Below are 17223 nucleotides of genomic sequence, written 5' to 3'. Positions count from 1 at the left end.
CGAAAATTCCTTTCGTGTTCAGTTCACAGCCTGCAATAGCGAAGTCGCCTGCAACTTCCGCCTTCTCTCACATCACCGCTTGACCAGCGACGGCGGGTAATACGTGCCGTTCGCCACGCCTTCCGTCGGGCGATAGAACCGGAACGTGAGGCGGTACTTCTGCCCTTTCGGCGTCGGCAGCCAATTGCCGTCGGGCGCATCGGCAGGCTTCTGATCGGCGAAATAGAGCGTTAGCGAACCGTCCGCGCCGTAGTGCAGCTTCGACTGGTTGTTGATCAGAAACCGGTTGATTGGATTCGGCAGCACGCGGAACCGGTGGCCGTCCACGGCGATCACCGACCAGAAGAACGTCGCATACTGAGCTGGCAGTCCATCCTTCGGAAAGGTCAGCGTATAGACGTTGTCACCACTGATCTCGTCTCCGGCCTGATCGAGGCTTCCCCGATAGTAAAGAACTTCCGGCTTGATATTGGCCCAGATGCCCCCGTTGTTGACCAATGTCCGCGCCAGATAATCGAGGCCGTATTCTCCAACGACACCGGGACGCGCCCAACCATTCTGCACAGTTCCGTGGCCGATGATGGCACCGGCCTTACCCAAATCGGCGAAGGCGCGGGTGCGAATTAGTTGATCCACACGCGCGCGCTCGGCAGGGTCCTTGACGCCTTTGGCGATGGCACGGGCTTTCTCGCTTAGCGCTTCCAGCCCGACGCTGAGGTCCTTCTCGCTGTCGAGTGCGATATCGGCGGCCTCGAAAGCTTCGACGCCCGGCAATATCTCAAGCTCGAATATCGGCGTCTTGGGAATATCCGGGAGTTTCGGCGTGCCTGTTGCCCGGAACTTGAACTGATGTTGCAAGGCGATTGCCGCATCCGGATCGGAGCCAAGCTCGACCCGGGCAAGCACGCGAGAATATTTCACGGGCAGATCGATGCGCGTCGCTTCGGCAGAGATCGCAACGTTCGCGCCCCTGAGGCACATGGCAAACTCCCCGAACGGCCGCTTGGGGAAGAGGCGCTCGTTGATGTTGGCTATCGTCTCGCCCCAGCCATTGAGGAAGTGGACCGTGTAGTAGCGTCCCTCGACCCTGGGAACGCTGACGATGGTGCAACTGCCGTCGTCGACCGCGACCCAGGCTTCGGAGTAGGCAACATCAAGATTGGGGTTGGGCCAATCCACGGCGCCGGGCTTGCGATGCACCAGCTCGTTCCATTTAAATCCCTCCTGGAAATCGAGTTGCTGCTGACGTGTGACCAATAGCCGGCCAAGAAGATAGACATACGCGTCACTGATATCCTGATCCGGGATGCGGGCGGATTGCGGTTGGGCGTTCGCCGCCCATGCCGTCGTCAAAAGCAGAGCGAATGCTGCGCAAACAAATCTGATCATGACCCGCTCCCATTCATGCCTATGAAAACTGTCAGCGCTCGAACGCAAAAACCTTTTTCCAGTCCTGCTTCATATCCACGACGGTCCAGCCTTTTGCCTTCGCCTCTTCCCATGCCTTGTCGAGCTGCCCGATCTTCGACGGCCGGTCATAGGCATATTCGCGCGCGGCATCGGTGTGGTGCACGATGCCGGCATAGCGGGGGCCACTTCCCGCTATGGTCCATTGCAACATCTGATGGTCCCCGTCGGAATTGCCGAAGGCGAGGATCGGACGGCGGCCGATGATCATGTTGATGCCGGCAGGTTTCCCCGGCCCATCATCGATGAATTGCACCTTGGCCGTCTTCAGCAGCGATGGCTTGCCCGCGGCGTCGAGCTGATATTTCGTGACGCCGGTCGAGCCGACCACCTGCTCGGGCGGAATGCCGTAGGCCTTTTCGGCCCATACCCGCATGAACTCGACGCCGCCGCCGGACACGATGAACGTCTTGAAGCCATTGGCGCGGAGGTAGGCCAGCAGTTCGACCATCGGCTGATAGATCAGCTCGTTATACGGCCGGTTGAAACGCGGATGTTTTGCGGTTGCGAGCCAGTCGGCGACGGACTTTGCGAAAGCATCCGTGGTCATGCCACTATGCGCCGCGGCCACCAGCGTCAGCAGGCCCTTCTCGCCCTGTTCCGCCAGCGCCTTCCTGTCGCCGGCAAGAAACGCCTTGAACGGCTGCTGCTGCTTCCATTCGGGATGCTGCGCCGCCATCGCCTTGACGCGGTCGAGCGCAAAGGCGGCCTGGAAATAGACCGGTTGCTCGCACCACAGCGTGCCGTCATTGTCGAAGACTGCGATGCGTTCGGCGGGTTGCACGAAATCCGCGCCGCCCTGCGTGGTCACTTTTGCGACAAAATCGGTGATGGATTTCTTCGCGGCGGCATCGTTCCATGAAGGCAGCGGATCGCTTTGTGAAACAGCGCGCTGGCTCAAGAACACGCAAAGTAAACTGGCGATAAGCGAAGCCGAGACGCAGCGACGAAAGAAACAATCTATTTTCCCGGTCATCGATAGACCTCACTCGATCGAAATTTGTCAAAGCAGGGAGCCAGCCGGCACAACACCAACTGGCGCCCCGTTGCTGCATCTACTTCTCGATGCCGCGAGCCTTGAACGACTGGTCGATCGCCTTGTTGACCTCCTTGCGCACCCCCTCGACATTAAAGCTCGCGGGACGCTGGCTGGGCGGATATTCCGCGAATGTCTGCAGGAAGGCAGCGGCCTTCAGTTGCCCCTTGACCATGAGGTAATCGTTCTTCGCGAGCCAGTCATAGTATTGATCCGATACCACGTCGGCGCGTTCATAAGGATCCATCCGAAGATTGTAGAGCTTTGGCACACGCAAGGTCGCGAAGGGATTCGCCCAGACCACGAAGCCGCCCGGCATACGCTGCTCGGAGAAAACCACCTTCCAGTCGTCATAACGCATCGCGACGAGGTCGCCGTCGTCGTTGAAGTAATAGAACTCGTTACGCGCACTCTTTGGCGACTTCCCTGTCAGGTAATCGAGCTGGTTGAAGCCATCGAGATAGTTCTTGAAGGTGGTGGGATTGCCAGCCGGCTGCCATCCTTTGAGCAGTCGATCCTTGACGTCGGTGTCGCCGGCAGCCGCGAGCAGCGTCGGGAACCAATCGAGACCAGAAACTATCCCAGTCGAAACCTCACCGGCCTTGATTTTCCCAGGCCAACGAACCATCGCTGGGACGCGGAATGCGCCTTCCCAGTTGGTATCTTTCTCGCTACGAAACGGCGTCGTTGCGGCATCGGGCCATGACCATTGGTTAGGGCCGTTATCGGTCGTGTAGACGACAATGGTATTGTCGGCGATGCCGAGATCGTCGATGGCCTTCAGGAGTTTTCCGACGTCGCCGTCATGCTCAAGCATGCCATCGGCGTACTCATTCCCGACCATGCCGCTCTGTCCACGCATCGACTCCCGTACATGCGTGAAGGCATGCATTCGTGTTGCATTCATCCAGGTGAAGAACGGTTTGTTGGCTTTAACTTGCCGCGTCATGAAATCGACCGCGGCGTCTGACGTCTCGTCGTCAATCGTCTCCATCCGCTTCCTGGTCAGCGGCCCTGTGTCCTCGATCTTGCCGTCGGCATAGCTGCGGATCACGCCGCGCGGATGATATGCCTTAAGGAAAGCCGGATCATCCTTTGGCCAATAAGGTCGCTCCGGCTCCTCCTCCGCATTGAGATGATATAAATTGCCGAAGAACTCATCGAAACCGTGGTTGGTCGGGAGATACTCGTCGCGGTCGCCGAGGTGATTCTTGCCGAACTGTCCCGTCGCATAACCCAGCGGCTTGAGCGCCTGGGCAATCGTGATATCCCCCTTCTGGAGGCCAACAGGAGCACCGGGTGCGCCGACCTTGGAGAGGCCGGTACGGAGGCAGGATTGCCCCGTGATGAAGGTCGACCGGCCCGCCGTGCAGCTGTTCTCCGCATAGTAATCGGTGAACATCATGCCTTCCCTGGCAAGGCGATCGATATTCGGCGTCTTGTAGCCCACCACTCCGAACGAATAAGCACTGATGTTGGTCTGGCCTACGTCGTCACCGAAGATGACGAGGATGTTCGGCTTGCGTCCGGACGGCACTGCCGGTGCAGTAGCCGGCGCGGCTTTCTGCGTTTGAGCCTCTGCGGCCGGCGTCATCGCCGCCATTGCCACCAGCGTCGATGAGCCCAGCAGAATATTCCGGCGGCTGAAAGCGTGATTGACGGCCTTGTTCGATGCAGCTTCGGCTTTGTCCTGGTCTTTCGCACTGCTCGTCATTGCACTCTCCGTTCTTCCCAAAGAAGTTGAAGGTCATTGCGTAGCGAGTTTCCTTGTCACACAGCGGAATCCGACATGGCTGGTCGACGTGTCGACCGGTTCAGCGTGTCGGGCAGCCGGGCGATAACGGCGACAATAATTTGGCGCGCAGAGATGCGATCCGCCTTTGAGCACCTTGCGTGGAATTCTGATGTTCGGCTGGCAGGTATCGTAACTTTGGTCTTCACGGCCGCCGCGCGGGTTTTCAGGAATGCAGCACGCCTTTGGCGCATCAGCCTCATGCTTCGGTGAGTACCAATCGCTGGTCCATTCCCAGACGTTGCCGATCATGTCGTGGACGCCGTAGCCGTTCGGCGGAAACGCCGTCACAGGCGACGTGCGCTCAAAGCCATCCTGACCAAGATTCTCCCGCGGAAATTCGCCCTGCCAGGTATTGGCCATATGCGCACCGCCCGGCGTGAACTCGTCGCCCCATGCGAACTCCGTACCATCGAAGCCGCCGCGCGCGGCGAACTCCCATTCTGCTTCGGTCGGCAACTTCTTGTCGGCCCATCTTGCGTAAGCGAGCGCATCCGAATACGAAACGTGCACGACAGGGTGATTGTCGTGCACGTTGATGTTGGTCTTGGGGCCATAGGGGTGCCGCCAATCGGCCCCCTTCATGAAGGACCACCATTCGGCCCAATTGCGCAGATCGACCGGCTGGCGCGGCGGGGTGAACACCAGCGAACCCGCATAGAGCATGTGAGGCATCGCACCGGGATAGTCCTTCGGATCTGGCGGAACCTCGGCGAGCGTCACATGCCCCGTGGCTTTCATGAACTGCTTGAACTGCCGGTTGGTGACAGGCGTTTTGTCGATCCAGAAGCCATCAACGGTCACGCGATGACTTGGCGCTTCCTCTGGATAATGATGATCCGATCCCATGCGGAAGGTCCCGCCCGGAATCCACATCATACCGTCCATTCGCAGATCGTCCGCTGATTGATCGCTTCGCTCGTTGTCAGCCCGCAACATCGTCATGCATTCCCACCAACCATCGACTATTGGCAAACGCCTCAGAATCCCTGTCTCCGGCTTGGGTCGGTGTAGTACCAGCAGTAGCCGGGCGCTGGCGGGGACTCCGCCCACGCGGCCGCCGTCGCCGCTGTTAGGAAACTGATGGCAGCACCAGCCGGGATCGCGCCACCGGGCGGCCACCTGTACCACCCGGGGCGCACCCAGCGACCAGTCCGAACGGCCGGGCGAACAACCGTTAATCTGCGCACAACAATACCGCCGCGCGAACCAACGACGGCTCGGCCTCTGCGCATAACCACGACCGAGACAACCGCTGACGTGTCGGGACGTGTAGTTTGTGCAATGCGCCATGACCGGGCACGGCGGCGGGTCGCCGGCATTTGTTGAACCGCGACGAAGAGGCCCGCCGCGATGACAATCGCAGCATTCCGCCGAAGCCTTGAATCGTCGAAGGTCATGGTGTCTGTCCCTTCTTGTTTCAACGCAATCAAATTTTAGCAAAAGCAAACTGTAGCCGCGTCGGGTGATAACGCAGTTCACTTGATGGCCAGCGAGGAGCACACTAGGCGCAGGATCTGAAATTGGGATGTGCAGTTTGTGCCAAAGTTCTCGATTGCGCCGTCAGGATTAAGGGAACACTCGTCACGGCTCGCAATTTGCGTAAAAGGCAGCACGAGTTCCTACGCCTGGCTTTTGAGGTTGGTGTCCCGCAAAAATTCCGCTTAGATTGCAGGCGGCCATACTCTCGGTCGCACGTCGATTCCTTTGAGCGGAGATAACGATGCGATACGCTTCTCGTTTCATCGGCGTCGCGGCAACGCTATTTCTCGGTGTTGCGAGCGGGTCAGCAGATGCAGCGGAAGGCGGGTTCGGTGTTTATCTACTCGGCGCGCGCGGTCCCGGCGCCGGCTTCACTCCGCCGCCCGGCGTCTATTTCCAGGACGACACGTATTTTTATTCGGGAAAGATCGGCGGCGGCCGCTCGCTTCCAACCGGCGGTTTGCTCGTTGCAAATGTGAGCGCCCAAAGCTGGTTCAATCTCCCGACGACATTGTGGGTAACGCCCGTAAAAATTCTGGATGGCGATCTCGCGTTCTCGGCGACCATGCCGACTTTTGGCGCGCCGCGCGTCAATGCCAGCCTGCTGGTCAATTCTCCCCGCCTCGGACCTATTGGTCTCAACGTGACCGATGACAAGACCAACCTGAGCGATTTCCAGCTCGGCTCATTCTTGGGATGGCACTCAGGAAATTTTCACTGGCAACTCGGTGTCAGCGGCATCATTCCATCCGGAAGCTATGTCCCTGGGCAATTGTCCAATGCGTCGTTGAACCGGCCGGCGGTGGATGTCTTCGGCACGCTGACGTGGCTCGACCCGAAAATCGGTGTTGATCTATCCATGGCCATGGGAGTCACGTTCAATCAGGCCAACCGGGCAACGGATTACAAGAGCGGCGATGAATTCCATCTCGAATGGGCCGCGTCGAAGTACATCACCAAGGAATTCACCGTCGGTCTCGTTGGCTACTACTATCAGCAATTGACTGCCGACAGCGGTACGGGCGCGAGCCTCGGGGCCTTTGAAGGCCGTGTCATCGCACTCGGCGGAACAGTCGGCTACACGTTTGAAGTCGGAAAGTTGCCGGTCTCGACGCGCATCAAGGTCTATCGAGAGTTCGATGTGCAAAATCGCATGGAGGGAACCGCAGGCTATTTCACCGTCTCGCTTCCCATCAGCGTCGATTCATCGGCGAAGCCTATGCCGTCAGCGATCAAGGCCAAGTTCTAAGCGGGTCTTGGGTGCTTCACCCTGTTGCTGTCCTATTGAAAGGGACGACACGATGAGTGAGCTTTCGGTGACAACCGCCCGCGTGAATGACTTCGAGGGTTTTCGCGAAGCAGTTCACGGCTCCCACGTGGACGTGATGCAACTTGAGCGCGGCAAGCTAAGTGGTTCTCTGACCCACGTCGGAATCGGGAATTTCTCTCTCAGCATTGGATCATTCTCAGCCGGAATTCGAACGCAGCGGACGTCGAAGGAGCAAAAACTCATCATCGGAATGCTGCTGGGATCCAGCAATCGCGTAACGCACTGGTCGTACGACATGCAGCCCGGCGACGTTCTGGTTATTCCGCCGAGCATCGACCATGACGGCAGGTTCTTTGGCGCCTCCTCCTACGCCGCCATTCGTCTGGATTTGACGGACGTCGCCAGCATCTTCGGCGGCGCAACAGATTTGGCCGATCCCGCGACATGGAGTGTAAAGAACCACTACAAGGCCGATCCACGCCTCGGCGCGATTGCAATTTATAGATTGCGCAAGATCGCCTCGCGCCTCGCGGATTCGACTGGCGACTTGCCTAATCAGTCGGCCGATTTCTGGAGACGATCAATCACGGATGCCATGATGGCAACTGTCCTGCATTCACTGCCGTCTGACACTGCAAGGCTACACATGTCCGCTACCGCGCTGGTCCGGAACGTCGAAAACTACATTGATACGGCGGGCACGAGGCCAATACACATCTCGGAGATTTGCACCGAGTTCGCTGTATCTCGTCGAAGCCTTCATCGTGCATTTGATGAGGTTCTGGGTATGGGACCGGTGACGTTCCTGCGCCACAAGCGCTTGTGCGACATTCATTCCATCCTGCGAGAAAGCGATTCGACGCAAACCACAGTGGCCAAAGTCGCAATCGAACATGGATTTATCGAATTGGGGCGTTTTGCCTACTACTACCACACGCTTTTCGGAGAGCATCCGTCGAAGACGCTCGGCGCCTCTACCACCACCCGATCACTCGCTGTTGCATGATATTAACTTCGAGCAAACCCATAGACTCGGGAGTTTTCTTCACAACGCTATCGGGAGCGTGGAGTAATACCGCATCCACGCTATGAACATGGCGAAACGTCATCGACCCTCGCCTATGATATACTTAAATTACTATCGCAGGCTCCGGGAAACCGGAAACGTTCGCAGCATCGCGATATTCAGAAAAGGCAGATGCGGCGACTGCCGCGTGATCGCCTTGCAGCGCGAGACACCAAACGGGGGCGATCTAGAATTAGCGCAGAATGAATTCACGCCCGTGAATATTAGCTTGGCGTTGCGCTTTTCGGTGAAAATATCAGCATTCGTCACTTCACGTTCCATCTGTGGCGCTTTGACGCAACGCGAAGCCGAACGACTAATCGCATGCTGCGAGGCTCATGACGAGACCCCCGGCAAGACTCTGATCGAATACTGATCTCGACCGGTTCCCGCGACGGCACGGAAAGGAGAAGATCGTCTGCGCCAGACTACTGGCAAATACTTGCCTGGAAGCAACGGCCCACATCGGCATGGAGCTTGGCTATCACGTCACCTATGTCTGTGACGGCACCGCCGTCTGTTCCCACGAAGCGATGCATGCAGACGTGCATATCGATGCGCCGACGTAGGCGCATGAGATCGTGACCACCGACGAACTTGTTGCCGCCATCAGGAGCACCGCAGCGGCCGCCTGATCGACTGCATCATGGATCCTCCCCGTGACGACCCGTCGTGTTCCGTCGCCGTCCAAGCCGGCGACAGGTTTTTTCCGGCATTCGGCCTGCTTGTAGATGCGCTTAAGTATCGCTCGAAAGCCGCCCGCTCAGATGTGCGCTGACAGGGCCTGCGCCACGTTCGCGAATGCGGGTCCCACTTGTTGGTCAAAGTCTCCGCCGACATCGCGAAGGTCCTCGTAACGCAATTGATGGACATTCTGGTGCGGCCGTCCCGGGACACGAAGGGAGCCGCGATGCCGCGTATGTTTCGTTGCCACGCAGTGTCCACTAAACAGAACCCGCACTCCGCCCTCGCGTACGGCGGCCTCGATGGCGGCCTTCACGTTAGGTGCGCATGAAGAGGTCAGCGCCTCTAGCTAAGGCCGGACCGTCGTGATCCCGACGATCTTGTCTTCGTTTATAGCGACCTGCTCCGTGAATGCTCGGCCGCTCCGGTTGCCACAGCCAGTGTAGCCGCCGACGGATCTCGCTAGCGCAAACTAGGCCGGCTCGACCTTGAACATGCAGTGGTCGTGCTCGCCTTCCGCTTCGCAATAGACTTCCTGAGCACGAAGGGTCATCTTACGACCAGCGCTTGCCGCAACGTACTCGAGCGAGCCTTCGAGCCAGGATGCAAACATGTAGCAGACCTTGCGCCCGCTATTGCGACGCTCGTCATCGACCATCGCCGAATAGCGCAGACGCACAGTCGCAGTCCCCTCATCCGGCGACACGTCGAGCACGTCGAACTGGCCCCATCCGCGCTGCGTGATGCGGCGCATATAGTGACGGAACACATCAACGCCGGACATGCCGTGGAATTCGGCTTCCTTCTCACACCAGTAATAGGCCGAGCGATGGCCGGCCGGCCGCAGAATGCGCTCTAGCTCTGCAGCTCCCACCGCCGCCTCGATGGCGAAGTGGTTGTTCATGTAAAAATGCTGCGGCACCAGGATCATGTTCGTCGCATCGACCGACCAGCGCCCAGTTTGGTCATCGACATTGATGTCAACCTGCGGCTTCCCCATCTCAGGCCCCCCAGACGGTCTTCAGGAGATTGACCCAGTTTTTGCCAATGACGGCCTCGATGCGCGATGCCTTCCAGCCGCGCTTTTCCATGGCCGCGGTGAGGTTCGGCCATTCGCCGATGGTCTTGATGCCTTCGGGATTGATGACGTCGCCGAAATTGGTGAGGCGGCGGCCATAGCCCTTGTCGTGGGTGATCCAGTCGAAGAATTCCTGGCCATAGCCCTGGGTGAAGTCGGTGCCAATGCCGACGCTGTTCTCGCCGCAAATATCGATGACATATTCGATCGCCTCGACATAATCGTCCACCGTCGATGCCGGACCGCGCTTCAGGAAAGGCGGGAACATGGTGACGCCGACAAAGCCGCCGCGATCGACGATGAAGCGCAGCTGCTCGTCCGACTTGTTGCGCGGGTGCTCCTTCATGCCGGCCGGCAGGCAGTGCGAATAGGCAACCGGCTGCTTGGAGGCGAGGATGACGTCTTCACTGGTCTTCGATCCGACATGCGACAGGTCGCAGAGGATGCCGAGGCGGTTCATCTCGGCAACGACCTCGCGACCGAAGTCGGACAGGCCACCGTCCTTCGACTCGTAGCAGCCGGTGCCGACCAGGTTCTGCGTGTTATAGGCCATCTGGATGATACCGACGCCGAGTTCCTTGAACAGACCGAGATAGCCGATCTGATCTTCGATACCGGTGACATTCTGCCAGCCCAGGATGATGCCGGTCTTGCCTTCTTCCTTGGCCTTGAGGATGTCAGCGGTGGTGTAGACCTGCTTGAGGATGTCGCTGTTCTCGGCGAACCAGCGCTTCCACTTGACCACGTTGCGCATGGTAGCTTCGAAGCCCTCCCAGACGCAGCAGGTGCAGTTCGCGGCCGTTAGTCCGCCCTTGCGCATGTCCTCGAAGACCGGACGCCCGAAATCCGAGATGATCAATCCATCGACGACGATGGCGCTTTCATGGATGGTTGAGGACATGACGTTTCCTTTCAGATGATAGTCTGACTTTTCGTTGTGATGCGGCAGCCATATCAGCTAGCGCGCGACGTTCTTTCTGATCAGTGCGCCCCACCAAAGTAGGCGCTTTGGACTTCCTCGTTCTTTGCCAGCATCTCGGAGTCGCCCTGGACGATAATCTTGCCCTGCGACAGCACATAGCCGTAATGGGCAATCGCAAGGGTCTGGTTGACGTTCTGCTCGACCAGGAGAACCGTCACGCCGGTTTCGTTGAGCCGGCGCACGATGTTGAAGTTCTCCTGTACGAAGAGCGGAGACAGGCCCAACGACGGCTCGTCGATGATCAGAAGCTTGGGATCCGTCATCATTCCGCGCCCGATCGACACCATCGCCTGCTCGCCGCCGGACATGGTGCCGGCAAGCTGCTTGGCGCGCTCTTTCAGGCGCGGAAACACCTCATAGACCTTGCTGAGGCGCGCTTTGACCGTTTTCTCCGCATGGACGAGATAGGCGCCGACCCGAAGATTCTCTTCGACCGTCATCTTCGCGAAGATCCGGCGCCCTTCGGGAATGCACGCAATCCCCAAACCGACGATCTCATGCGTGGCCATCTGATCGAGCGTCTTGCCTTCGAATGCGATGGAGCCAGCGCGCGGCGGCGTCAGCCGCAGAATCGAGCGGATCAGCGTCGATTTTCCGGCGCCATTGGAGCCGAGAATACAGGTGATCTTGCCCGGCTGCACGTCGATCGAAATGCCGGACAGCACGTCGGCCCGGTCGTAGGCGGTGAAGATGTTCTCGACTGTGAGATGACCGCTCATGCTTGCCCCAGATAGGCTTCGCGGACCACAGGGTCGGCCGCGACGTCACGGAATTTGCCTTCGCAGATCTTCTTGCCGTAGTTCAGCACGACGCAACGATCGGTGACACGCTCGATCAGCCCCATTTCGTGCTCGACGATGATGATCGTGAGGCCGCCAAGCGATTTACGGATGCCGAGAATTTCATCCACCACCTGATCCGTCTCGTCATGCGTCATGCCGGCAGATGGTTCATCTAGCAACACGAGCTTTGGCTTGCCGATCAAGGCGCGGCAGATCTCGACCCGGCGACGATCGATCATGCCGAGCGAGATCGCCGGATCGAATAGCTTGTCCGGCAGCGTGGGATTGAAGACATGCAGCAGTTCGCGGGCTTCATCCGCGATCTTCCGCGTTTCCGCAGCGAATAATGTCCGCTGCACGATATTGTGCCAGAGGCCATTGTTCAGCGTTCGCTGGGCACCCAGCGCAATATTGTCAAACACCGACAGCGACAGGCAGAGGCGCGAGCGCTGGAACGTGCGCGACAGGCCGTAGGACGAGATGTTGTGTGCCTTCTCGCGGGTGATGTCGATACCACCCAGCAGAATATTGCCGGCGCTTGCGGAATAGACACCGCTGATCACATTGAGGAAGGTGGTCTTGCCCGAGCCGTTCGGCCCGATCAATCCGAGTACTTCGCCATTGCGGACGTCGATATTCAACTCATTGAGTGCGAACAGGCCGCCGAACCGGACCGTCAAGCCGCGGCTCTCGAGTAGCACGTCATTTGACAAGCTCATCATGCGCTTGCCTCCGTGTGCAGTTTCCGGACCCGGCGCGCCACCAGACCGTCCGGGCGCATGGTCAGGATTGCGATGACCAGGACGGCATAGAAGATCAGCCGGTATTCCTGGATGAACTGGAGCTTTTCGGGCAGCAGGACGACGATCAGCGCCGCCGGCAGCACGCCCCAGCGATTGCCGATGCCGCCGAGGATCACGATGGACACCATCACCAGCGAGTCACCGAATGTGAAATTCGCAGGCGCGATGAACCCCGTCATTTTGGCATAGACTGCTCCCATCAGGCCGGCCAGGAAGTTGCCGAGCGTGAATGCCAGCACTTTCCAGTAAGCGATCTTCAGTCCGAAAACGGATGCTGCGGTCTCATCGAGGCGCACCACATCGAACCAGACACCGACCCATGAGCGGTCCAGCAGTCCGACAAAGATCATCGCCAGCGCCGTCAGAATACCCGTCAGGATCACGTAGTTCACATAAGACGACAGCACGAGGCCGAAAATATGGATGTCATTGGTGAAGTCCCAGCCGAACAGATTAATGCCGGGAAGCTTCAGACCCTGCGGACCACCGAAGAAGTCATTGGCATCGAGAAAAACGTTGAACATCACGCCGAACGCCATCGTCGTCAGCGCACCATAGTGTCCGCGGGTGCGCAGCACCGGCAGGATGAGAAGCGAGCCAATAAAGACCGCGACCAAGCCGCCGCAGACCAAAACCAGCGCATCGGGCAGACCGCCCTGTTGCCCCAGCATCGCCGCGGTATATCCACCGGTGCCGGCGAAAGCTGCGGCTGCAAAGTTGGTCAGGCCGGCATAGCCCATCTGCACGGTGAGACCGAGGCAGATGGTGGCGTAGATCAACACCGTTGCCAGCATCAGCAGGCCGAAATTATCGTCGCGCAGCACGAAGATGACGGCGAACGACGCCACCGTGATCAGGCCGCGCAGCAGCCAGGGGTTTTCCGAAGCGGCGACTTCCGTCGCGGCGACGCCCCCGAACCGGGCGGCGCAGAAGCAGAGCGCAGCCGTGATCGCCAGTGCGGCGCCGAGCAGTTTCTGGTTTTCGATCAGGACCAGCGCCGTGAGTGCCGCTGCGGCGAAGGCCACAGCAATGAACAGCGGCCACACCGGCACTCGTGCAAGCGTCCGAGATGTCGGCGTCATACCCGCTCGCTCCCGCGTTCGGCAAGAAGCCCGGTCGGCCGCCAGGTGATGAGGACGATGATCAGCACGAAAGCAAACACGTTCTTGTAGTCGCTCATCGATGGTATCGCGGCGACGACAAAGGTCTGTAGGCCCGCGAACAGATAACCGCCGATGATCGCGCCCCAGATATTGCCGAGACCGCCGACGATCGCAGCCGTGAAGCCAATCACGGCCAGGAGCAGGCCCATGCTGTAATTGATCTCGCTGTAATACAGCGCATAGATCATGCCCGCGAAGCCCGCGGTGATAGAGCCCAATGCAAAGGTCAGCGGGATGATGCGACCGAAATTGATCCCCATCACACGTGCCGTTTCGGTGTCTTCCGCGACCGCACGCATCGCGAGGCCGAATTTGGAGTGATTGATGATCCAGTAGACGGCGCCGATCGAGGCGGCGCCGGCAATGATCAGGATGATGGCGTCGGTGCGGAAGAACGACGGACCGATATTGAAGCCACCGGCCGGCAGCAACTCCGGAAAGCGCTGCGGATTGGTGCCGTTAGGAAAGAACAGCCGGATGGCTTCACGGATCGCCGTACCGACCATCATCGTCATCAGCAACATGTTGAGCGGCGGCGCATTCCGCAGCGGCATGATGAGAAAATGTGAAATGCCGGCGCCAACCACCGCGGTCAGTGCCATTGCCACGCACAGTGCGACGATGAACTGCAGCGGCACCGACAGTCCCAGCGCGTTCGCCGCCCAGACGGCGACGAGGCCTCCGAAGGCGCCGAGCGTGAGTACGTCCCCGTGCGAGAACTTGATCACGTTCATGACGCCGAAGAAGATGGTGAACCCCATGGCGACGAGGCCATAGATCGTTCCTTGCATCAAACCGTTCAGCAGGTGTTGACCGATCATACCCATGGGATGCCCCGACGATCCGTGCTTATGGCAGATTCTTGAGCTTGCGCTTGCCGGACACGTATTCGCTTTCTTCCCAGACCACCCACTTGCCGTCCTGTACGACATAGCTCGTGGTCAACGGCGTGATGTTCTGGCCATGGTCGTCGAAAGTGACCGGACCGACGATGGACGGACGATCCTTCACATCGCCAAGGTCGGCGGTGACCTTGGCGCGATCCGGCCCGACCTTCTCGATGGTTTCCATGATCAGACGGGTGGCGACATAGGCGAACGGTCCATAAGCTTCCGGCGGTTCGGAATAGCCGGCAGCCTTGTAAGCATCCGCAAACATCTTACCACCCGGCATCTTGGACATCGGCGGGCTGTCGAAGAAGGTCAGCGTGCCCTCGGCAAGCTCCGGACCAGCGGCGTTGACGAAGGCGTCGCCCATGATGCCGGAATTGCCCTCTAGTTGCGCGTTGATGCCGAACTTGGCCATCTGCGTACGGAGGCGTGCGCCGAGCGGCGTCAGGCCACCGAAATAGATGACTTCCGGATTGAGCTCCTTGATCTTGGTCAGCTCGGCGGACAGATCCTGCTGATCCGGCGGGACCGAGAAGCTGCCCAGGATCTCATTGCCGTTCTCGAGCGTGAACTGGGTGAAGTACTTGTTCATCGACTTGCCGTAGTCTGTGGAGTCGGCGAAGGACACGAACTTCTTGTAGCCGCGTGCCTTCATGAACTGCGCGCCGATGCGGTTCTGGCCGATCAGGATGCCGCTGACGCGGTGCACTTCCGGATACTTCTTGGCATAGGTAATTTCGGGCAGCACCGCCGCCCATACGACCATCGGCATCTTGAAGCGATTGAAGATATCGACGGTGGCAATCGCCGTGGCGGAACAGTAGTGCGGGATCGCGGCAATGATCGAACGATCGGACGCGATCTTGGTGACGACCTGCACGCCAACGTTGGGCTTGCACTCGTCGTCAAGCACGACGAGCTCGTACTCATATTTGGTGTTGGGCTCGGCATTCATCAGCTTCACGGCCAGTTCGGCCGAGTTGCGTCCGCCAATACCGTGAGGCGAAATAGCGCCGGTCAGCGGACCCACGAAAGCTATCTTGACCTTGTCCTTGGCGAAGGCCGCGCTGAAGCTGCCAAAGGCCAGTGGCAATACGCTCGCAACGGCCAATGCGGCCAAACCACGCTTGGTAATCGTCCCCATCGCTGATCCTCCCAGGTTGATCCAGCCTGCGACGCTAGTGGTCCGCGAATACGGCAGATAGGATGCACGCGCGCTGTTGCTTGTAGAATTGCGTCATAACTACCGAATATCGACTGCCTGTTCTTGGTTGGCGCGCCGACCGCTCGTCGAGACTATTTTGCGTAGCAAACACAATGATTTCCGCTGCGCTGCAAAATTCATCGCGAAGATTAAATCTTGGCCTGTCCGTGCTTTTCAAACGAGCATTCGTGGCGTCATTCGTCGTCGCATTCCGGGCGCTAGAACACCACCGTCTTGCGTCCATTCAAAAGGACACGACGTTCGAGATGAAGCCGCACGGCCCGCGCCAGCACTCGCGACTCGATGTCGCGCCCAACGGCGACAAGATCGTCCGAGGACGACGCGTGCGTCACCCGTTCGGTCTCCTGTTCGATGATCGGGCCCTCATCGAGATCCGGCGTCGCGTAATGCGCGGTGGCGCCGATGATCTTGACGCCCCTGTCGTGGGCCTGGTGATAGGGCCGCGCGCCCTTGAAGCTCGGCAGGAAAGAGTGGTGGATGTTGATGACGTGACCATAGAGCTTGCTCGACAGGTCATCCGACAAGACCTGCATGTAACGTGCAAGAATGACCAGATCGGCGCCTTCCTTCAGATACAGCTCGTAGAGTTGCCGCTCCTGCTCCAGCTTGGTCTCGTTGCTGACGGGCCAGTGATAGTACGGGATCCCCGCCTTCTCGGCGATCGCTTCGCAATCGCTGTGGTTTGACACGATCGCGACGACCTCAGCTTTCAGCCAACCGACTTTGACCTGATACAGCAGCTGCTCAAGACAATGGTCCGACTTGGAGACCATGATGATCACCCGGGGACGCGACGCGGCATCGACCAGAACCGCGTTCATCTCAAACCGCGACAACACCGGATTGAGCACCGATTCCAGAGTCTTCCGGCTGATCGAATCCGGCGTCTCGAAAGCAATCCGCATGAACAGGCGGTTGGTCGTCCTGTCCCAGAACTGCGCGCTTTCCAGGATGTTGCTATCGACATCGGAAATCGCCGTCGTGACGGTCGACACGATGCGCGGGCGATCCTGGCAATAGAAGGTCAGGATCCAGTTCTTCTTCGTCATCTTGCTTGTCTCGATGGTGGGATCGATCGCGTGGACGCCCGCATCACGCGGTCCGCCGATGCCTGTCGGCGCGGTATCGCGTCAGCTTTATGCCGACGTCTTCCAAGATCGCTGTGATTGGCGCCTGCGGCTTGTGGACGGTGACGCGCACGGCGCTTGCGCGCGCATGGACATCGAGAATGCCGTCGGCGATGGCTGCCGCGGCCCTCTCCAGCAGCACATGGCGCGACGCCAGAAACGCCTCAGTCGCGGTGGCGACGACTGACGCATAGTCGATCGTCTGTCCTATATCGTCCGAACTAGCCGCATCGGAGAGATCGACCTGCAGATCGATATCGATCACGAAGCGCTGCCCCAGTTGCGCCTCGTAATCCAGCAAGCCGTGGCGCGCGTGAACATTCAGCCCTTGGATGAATATCCCCTCTACCTGCCCCTCTCCGAAGCGCTCCATCAA

The 17223-nt window shown here is 59.0% G+C and carries 17 protein-coding genes; 4 read left to right on the top strand and 13 right to left on the bottom strand.

The window, feature by feature from the left end; genetic code table 11:
* Positions 1 to 72: 72 nt before the first annotated feature.
* From AB8A33_RS04685 to AB8A33_RS04670, 4 genes are all read right to left on the bottom strand, one after another.
* Positions 73 to 1389, bottom strand: coding sequence for a DUF1214 domain-containing protein (locus AB8A33_RS04685; protein WP_439091671.1), 1317 nt, complete (start codon positions 1387 to 1389; stop codon positions 73 to 75).
* Positions 1390 to 1420: 31 nt separating this feature from the next.
* Positions 1421 to 2443, bottom strand: coding sequence for an HAD family hydrolase (locus tag AB8A33_RS04680; protein WP_439091669.1), 1023 nt, complete (start codon positions 2441 to 2443; stop codon positions 1421 to 1423).
* A 79-nt stretch (positions 2444 to 2522) separates the two neighbouring features.
* A complete protein-coding gene (locus AB8A33_RS04675; RefSeq protein ID WP_439095857.1) occupies positions 2523 to 4097 on the bottom strand; it encodes an arylsulfatase in 1575 nt (524 codons plus the stop codon).
* Positions 4098 to 4250: 153 nt separating this feature from the next.
* Positions 4251 to 5234, bottom strand: a complete 984-nt coding sequence (locus AB8A33_RS04670; protein ID WP_439091667.1) for a formylglycine-generating enzyme family protein — start codon at positions 5232 to 5234, stop codon at positions 4251 to 4253.
* A gap of 784 nt (positions 5235 to 6018) precedes the next feature.
* On the opposite strand from AB8A33_RS04670, the gene AB8A33_RS04665 reads away from it, so the two are divergent.
* The 4 genes from AB8A33_RS04665 to AB8A33_RS04650 all read left to right on the top strand — a co-directional run bounded on the left by AB8A33_RS04665 (position 6019) and on the right by AB8A33_RS04650 (position 8682).
* Positions 6019 to 7026 carry a SphA family protein gene (locus tag AB8A33_RS04665; RefSeq protein ID WP_439091666.1) on the top strand — a complete coding sequence of 336 codons (1008 nt, stop codon included), beginning with the start codon at positions 6019 to 6021 and terminating at the stop codon, positions 7024 to 7026.
* A 52-nt stretch (positions 7027 to 7078) separates the two neighbouring features.
* A complete protein-coding gene (locus tag AB8A33_RS04660) occupies positions 7079 to 8053 on the top strand; it encodes a helix-turn-helix domain-containing protein (protein ID WP_439091664.1) in 975 nt (324 codons plus the stop codon).
* A 208-nt stretch (positions 8054 to 8261) separates the two neighbouring features.
* Positions 8262 to 8489, top strand: a complete 228-nt coding sequence (locus tag AB8A33_RS04655; RefSeq protein ID WP_439091662.1) for a hypothetical protein — start codon at positions 8262 to 8264, stop codon at positions 8487 to 8489.
* A gap of 37 nt (positions 8490 to 8526) precedes the next feature.
* Complete coding sequence (locus AB8A33_RS04650; RefSeq protein ID WP_439095856.1) at positions 8527 to 8682, top strand: hypothetical protein; 156 nt, start codon at positions 8527 to 8529, stop codon at positions 8680 to 8682.
* A gap of 587 nt (positions 8683 to 9269) precedes the next feature.
* On the opposite strand, the gene AB8A33_RS04645 is transcribed toward AB8A33_RS04650, so the two are convergent.
* From AB8A33_RS04645 to folB, 9 genes are all read right to left on the bottom strand, one after another.
* Positions 9270 to 9797 carry a DUF5943 domain-containing protein gene (locus tag AB8A33_RS04645; protein WP_439091660.1) on the bottom strand — a complete coding sequence of 176 codons (528 nt, stop codon included), beginning with the start codon at positions 9795 to 9797 and terminating at the stop codon, positions 9270 to 9272.
* Position 9798: 1 nt separating this feature from the next.
* The gene (locus AB8A33_RS04640) at positions 9799 to 10776 is read right to left on the bottom strand and encodes a dipeptidase (protein ID WP_115030402.1); all 978 of its coding nucleotides are present in this window, start codon (positions 10774 to 10776) and stop codon (positions 9799 to 9801) included.
* Between the two features lie 80 nt (positions 10777 to 10856).
* Entirely contained in the window at positions 10857 to 11576 is a 720-nt protein-coding gene (locus AB8A33_RS04635; protein ID WP_439091658.1) for an ABC transporter ATP-binding protein, read from the bottom strand.
* Positions 11573 to 12361, bottom strand: coding sequence for an ABC transporter ATP-binding protein (locus tag AB8A33_RS04630; protein WP_439091656.1), 789 nt, complete (start codon positions 12359 to 12361; stop codon positions 11573 to 11575). Before AB8A33_RS04630 ends, AB8A33_RS04635 begins: the two co-directional genes overlap by 4 nt.
* On the bottom strand, positions 12358 to 13524 hold the full coding sequence (locus AB8A33_RS04625; protein ID WP_439091654.1) for a branched-chain amino acid ABC transporter permease: 1167 nt from the start codon (positions 13522 to 13524) through the stop codon (positions 12358 to 12360). The genes AB8A33_RS04630 and AB8A33_RS04625 overlap by 4 nt, the downstream gene beginning before the upstream one ends.
* Positions 13521 to 14432, bottom strand: a complete 912-nt coding sequence (locus AB8A33_RS04620) for a branched-chain amino acid ABC transporter permease (protein ID WP_092145239.1) — start codon at positions 14430 to 14432, stop codon at positions 13521 to 13523. Before AB8A33_RS04620 ends, AB8A33_RS04625 begins: the two co-directional genes overlap by 4 nt.
* Before the next feature lie 22 nt (positions 14433 to 14454).
* Positions 14455 to 15639, bottom strand: coding sequence for a branched-chain amino acid ABC transporter substrate-binding protein (locus tag AB8A33_RS04615; RefSeq protein ID WP_439091652.1), 1185 nt, complete (start codon positions 15637 to 15639; stop codon positions 14455 to 14457).
* A gap of 278 nt (positions 15640 to 15917) precedes the next feature.
* A complete protein-coding gene (gene purU / locus AB8A33_RS04610) occupies positions 15918 to 16769 on the bottom strand; it encodes a formyltetrahydrofolate deformylase (RefSeq protein WP_439091650.1) in 852 nt (283 codons plus the stop codon).
* 43 nt (positions 16770 to 16812) lie between these two features.
* The gene (gene folB, locus AB8A33_RS04605) at positions 16813 to 17220 is read right to left on the bottom strand and encodes a dihydroneopterin aldolase (RefSeq protein WP_439091648.1); all 408 of its coding nucleotides are present in this window, start codon (positions 17218 to 17220) and stop codon (positions 16813 to 16815) included.
* Positions 17221 to 17223 lie beyond the last annotated feature (3 nt).

The organism is Tardiphaga sp. 813_E8_N1_3 (genome assembly GCF_051811025.1).
GTDB lineage: Bacteria > Pseudomonadota > Alphaproteobacteria > Rhizobiales > Xanthobacteraceae > Tardiphaga.
Note: the sequence above shows the minus strand (reverse complement) of the source record. Positions and strands in the feature narration are given on the sequence as shown.